We start from the raw sequence: 5,474 nt of genomic DNA on the forward strand, positions 1-5,474 counted from the left end.
CCCAGCGCGCCCGTGCCGCCGGTGACCAGCACCGTCCCGGCGGGGTCGGGTGGCGCCGGGACGGTCAGCACGATCTTGCCGACGTGCCGGGCCTGGCTCATGAAGCGGTACGCCTCGGGCGCGCGCCGCACGTCCCAGGTGCGCAGCGGCAGCGGCGTGAGCACGTCCGACTCCAGCAGCGCGACGATCTCGGCGAGCATCTCGCGGATCCGGTCCGGACCGGCCTCCATCAGGTCGAACGCCCGGTACGCGACTCCCGGGTGCCGCTCCGTGACGCCGGCGGCGTCGCGGATGTCGGTCTTCCCCATCTCCACGAACCGCCCGCCCGCGCCCAGCAGTTCCAGCGAGGCGTCCACGAACTCGCGGGCCAGCGAGTTGAGGACGACGTCCATGCCCGCGCCGCCGGACGCGCGCCGGAACCGCCCGGCGAAGTCGAGGTCGCGCGAGGAGGCGATCCGCTCCTCCGGCAGCCCCAACTCGCGCAGCAGCCCCTGCTTCGACGGGCCGGCGGTCGCGTACACCTCGGCGCCCCAGTGGCGCGCCAGCTGGACGGCGGCCATGCCGACGCCGCCGGTGGCGGCGTGCACGAGCACCGAGTCGCCCTTCTCCAGCCGGCCCAGGTCGCGCAGGCCGTAGTACGCGGTCAGGAAGACGACGGGCACGGCCGCGGCCTGCGCGAACGTCCAGCCGGCGGGGATCGGCGCCAGCATGCGCCGGTCGGCGACCGCCAGCGGGCCGAACGAGTGCGGCAGCAGGCCCAGCACCCGGTCGCCGGGCACGAGGTCCGTCACGCCGGGGCCCACCTCGGTGACGACACCGGCGCCCTCGCTGCCCATGATCTGCTCGCCGGGGTACATCCCGAGGGCCATGAGCACGTCGCGGAAGTTGAGTCCGGCGGCGCGGACGGCCACCCGTACCGTCCCGGGCGCGAGGGACTCCAACGCCTCGGTGGCAGGCCGCAGTTGCAGGGACTCGATGGTCCCGGGGGCGGCGGTGTCCAGCCGCCAGGCGTCGGCGCCGGCGGGCGGGATGAGCGGCGGATCGTCGCGGAGGCGGGTGATCAGGGGGGTGTGCGGGGTGCCGTGGTGGACGGCGAGTTGGGGGGTCTTCAGCGCCTCGGCGAGGGCTCGCGGGAGGTGGGTGCGGGTGTCGGGGTGGTCGTCGGTGTCGAGGAGGTGGATACGTCCCGGGTGCTCGGCCTGCGCGGAGCGCGCCAGGCCCCACAGCGCGGTGTGCGCGGGATCGGTCGCGGGGTCCGCGTCGGTGGGCAGGGCGTGGGCGTGGCGGGTGAGGAGGACGAGGGGGGTGTCGGCGAGGCGGGGTTCGGTGAGGTGTTGCTGGAGGTGGGTGAGCAGGTCGTTGACGGCTTGGTGGGCGGCGGTGGGGGTTTGGTCGCCGGGGGCGGGGGCGTAGACGACGGCGGTGGGCTGGTGGTCGGTGGTGAGGAGGTCGGCCAGGTCGGGGTAGTGCCGGGCGGGGGTGTCCGGGACGGGTGCGGCGGGACCGAGGGTGGCCCAGCCGGCGAGGTCCGGCACGTCGGCCGGGACCTGCTGCGGGGTCCAGCGCAGGGCGTAGAGGTGGTCGGGGATGCCGGTCGGCTGGGCGCCCGCGGGCAGGGTACGCAGGGTCAGCTCGCCGACCTCGGCCACGAGGCCGCCCTGCGTGTCGTACAGGGTGATCTCGACGGTGTCGGGGCCGACAAGGGCCGCCTTGACGCGCAGGTGGGTGGCGGCGGTGGCGTGCAGCGCGACCTTGGACCACGAGAACGGCACCCGGATACCGGCATCGGGGTTGTTGCCGGTGTCGACGAGGAGGGTGTGCAGGACGGCGTCGAGGAGCGCGGGGTGGAGACCGAAGGCGTCGGGTCCGTGCTCGCCGGAGTGCTCCTCGGGCAGCACGACCTCCGCGTAACGGGTCGAGCCGTCCCGCCACAGAGCGGTCAGACCGCGGAAGCCGGAGCCGTACTCGTAGCCCTGTTTGGCCAACCATTCGTAGGTGTCGGTGAGATCGACGTCCGTGGCGCCCGCGGGCGGCCACGCGCCCTGCCACGGCTCGCCAGTCGTGTCGTCGGCGGCGGGGGTGAGGCGGCCGGTGGCGTGCCGGGTGAACGGACGGTCCGTATCGCCGTCGGGGCGGGCGTGCACGATGACCGTACGAGCCGACCCCTCACCCTCCGCGGGGTCGACGGTGACCTGAATTTGCACTCCGGCCGCCTCGGGCAGCTCCAACGGCGCTTCCAGGGTGAGGTCTTCGAGGACCGGGCACCCGGCCTCATCCCCGGCCCGCAGCGCCATCTCCACCAGCGCAGCACCCGGCACCAACACCCGACCCTGAACACGGTGCCCGGTCAGCCAGCCGTCACCGGCACGGGAGATACGACCCGTCAGCACCACCGCACCGGAGGACGCCACGGTCACCGCGGCACCCAGCAGACCGTGCCCGAACGCGCCGAGCCCCAGACCCGCCGGGTCGCCCGCGGAAACAGGCCCGGAGAGCCAGTAGCGGCGGCGCTGGAACGCGTACGTCGGCAGCGCGACCCGCCGCCCCCGGACCCCGCCGAACACCGCACGCCAATCCACCGGCACCCCAGCCGCGTAGGCCGAGCCCACGCCGGACATCAGCACGGCGGCGGCACGAGAGGCCGCAGCGTCGCCCGGCTCCTCGTCGCGCGGTGCGCGGGAGAGAGCGACCCAGTGGAGGGGTTCGTCCGGGAGGCATTCCTGTCCCATGGCGGTCAGGACCGGGGCGGGCCCGACCTCCACGAACGTAGAGACGCCGGTCCTGGCGGCGGCCTGTACACCGTCCGCGAAGCGGACGGCCTGGCGTACGTGCCGGACCCAGTACTCCGGATCGCACACCGTCTCCGCATCGGCGACCCCACCCGTGACGTTCGAAACCAGCGTCACGGACGGCTCGTGGTACTCGACGTCCTCAGCGACCCGGCGGAAGTCCGCGAGCATCGGCTCGATCAACGGCGAGTGAAACGCATGAGACACCCGGAGACGACGCGCCTTGCCGCCCTCCGCCTCCCAACGCGACACCAACCCCTCGATCTCCCCCTCATCACCGGAAATGACCACCGACCGCGGCCCGTTCACCGCCGCCACATCAACCCTGGAACAGCCCTCCAGCAGGGATTCGACCTCATCCAGGCTGCCGCGCAACGACACCATCGCACCACCCGACGGCAGCGCATCCATCAACCGCCCACGGGCAGCCACCAAACGGCAGGCATCCGCCAGCGACCACACCCCCGCGCAGTGCGCAGCGGCCAACTCGCCCACCGAGTGCCCCACCAGAACACCCGGCTCCACACCCCACGCACGAAGCTGACGGAACATCGCCACCTCGAACGCGAACAACCCCGCCTGCGTGAACTCCGTCCGATGGATGAGCCCTTCGGCACCCGTGTCCGCGAGCACCTCACCGAGCGGTCGGCTCAACAGCCCGTCAAACTGGGCGCAGACCTCGTCGAACGCCTCCCGGAAGACGGGAAAGCCGGTCAGCCCCGACCCCATCCCCGGCCACTGCGCACCCTGACCGGTGAACAGAAGCCCGACGCTGCCGCCCGTCGCCACCGGCGAAGCGTCGCCCTCGGCCACCCGCGCGAGCCCGGCCAGGAGTTCGTCCGCGTCGCAACCGACGACGACTGCCCGGTAGTCGCCCGCCGACCGCGACAGCAGTGCCGTCCCGGTGTCGACCGGGGACACCTCTGCCCCGGCCTGCGCGACGAACTCCCCCAACCGCGCGGCCTGCGCCCGCAGCGCCTCCGCACTACGCGCCGACACCACCCACGGCACCACCGGAAGGTGGTCCGAGCCGGAGTCCTCGCGCACCGGCTCGTCCGCCGGCTGCTCCAGGATCACGTGCGCGTTGGTGCCGCTGATACCGAACGACGACACCGCCGCACGCCGCGGCTCACCCGTCTCCGGCCACTTCCGCGCCTCCGTCAGCAACGCGACCGCACCCGCGTCCCAGTCGACATGTGTACTCGGCTCGTCCACGTGGAGGGTCTGCGGCAGCGCGCCGCGGCGCATCGCCTCGACCATCTTGATGACGCCCGCGACACCGGCCGCGGCCTGCGTGTGCCCGAGGTTCGACTTGATCGAGCCGAGCCACAGCGGCCGCTCGTCGGAGTGCTCCTGCCCGTACGTCGCGAGGAGCGCTTCCGCCTCGATGGGGTCGCCGAGCTTGGTGCCGGTCCCGTGGCCCTCGACCACGTCGACCTGGCCCGCGCTGAGTCCGGCGCTGGCCAGCGCCTGCTGGATGACCCGCTGCTGCGAGGGCCCGTTCGGCGCCGTCAGACCATTCGACGCACCATCCTGGTTGACGGCCGAGCCCCGCAGCACGGCAAGCACCTCATGCCCCTGCCGCCGCGCCTGAGACAACCGCTCCACCAGCAGCAGCCCCACACCCTCACTCCACCCCGTACCGTCCGCACCCTCCGCAAACGCCTTGCACCGGCCGTCAGGCGACAGCCCACGCTGCCGCGAGAACTCCACGAACGTGTTCGGCGTCGCCATGACGGTGACGCCGCCGACGAGCGCGCGGTCGCACTCGCCGTTGCGCATCGCCTGGGCGGCCAGGTGCAGCGCGACGAGGGACGAGGAGCACGCGGTGTCGATGGTCATCGCCGGGCCTTCGAGCCCGAACGCGTACGCCACCCGCCCCGACAGCACGCTCGACAGGTTCCCCGTCAGCGCGTAGCCCTCGATCTCCTGCCGTTCGGTCGACATGCGGGGCGCGTAGTCGTGGTACATGACGCCGATGTAGACGCCGGTGCGGCTGCCGCGCAGGCTGTCGGGATCGATACCCGCACGCTCACACGCCTCCCATGACGCCTCCAGCACCAACCGCTGCTGCGGATCCATCGCCAACGCCTCACGCGGCGACACACCGAAGAACTCCGCATCAAACTCCCCCGCATCGTGCAGAAAACCCCCATGACGCGCATACGACTTCCCCGACCTGCCCGGATCCGCATCAAACAGATCCGCACCCCAACCACGATCGACCGGAAACTCCGAAACCCCCTCACCCCCCGACCACACCATCTCCCACAACTCCCCAGGAGACCCCACACCACCCGGATACCGGCACGCCATCCCCACCACCACCACCGGATCATCCGCATCCACGGCGGTCACGGACACGGCGGCGGAGGCGGTGGCGGCGCCGAGGACTTCATCGCGCAGATGGCGGGCGAGGCGCGCGGGTGTGGGGTGGTTGAAGACGACCGTGGGAGCGAGGCGCACGCCCGCCGCGGCGTTGACGCGGTTGCGCAGTTCGACCGCGGTCAGGGAGTCGAAGCCGAGCGCCTTGAAGTCCTGCTCGGCGTCGACGTTCGCCGCGTCGTCGTAGCCGAGGACCAGCGCGGCCTGGGTACGGACGAGTCCGACCAGTTCGGCGTCCTGTGCCGCCGCGTCGAGACCCGCCAGCCTGCCGGCGAGGGCCGACGTGCCGGTTGCCGAACC

General features: G+C 72.6%; 1 protein-coding gene. It reads right to left on the reverse strand.

The window, feature by feature from the left end:
* Nucleotides 1-5,474: type I polyketide synthase (locus tag H5J30_RS15950; protein ID WP_181788102.1), on the reverse strand; the 5,474-nt coding region annotated here is incomplete at both ends.

The organism is Streptomyces phytophilus, assembly GCF_013870535.1.
Lineage (GTDB): Bacteria > Actinomycetota > Actinomycetes > Streptomycetales > Streptomycetaceae > Streptomyces > Streptomyces phytophilus.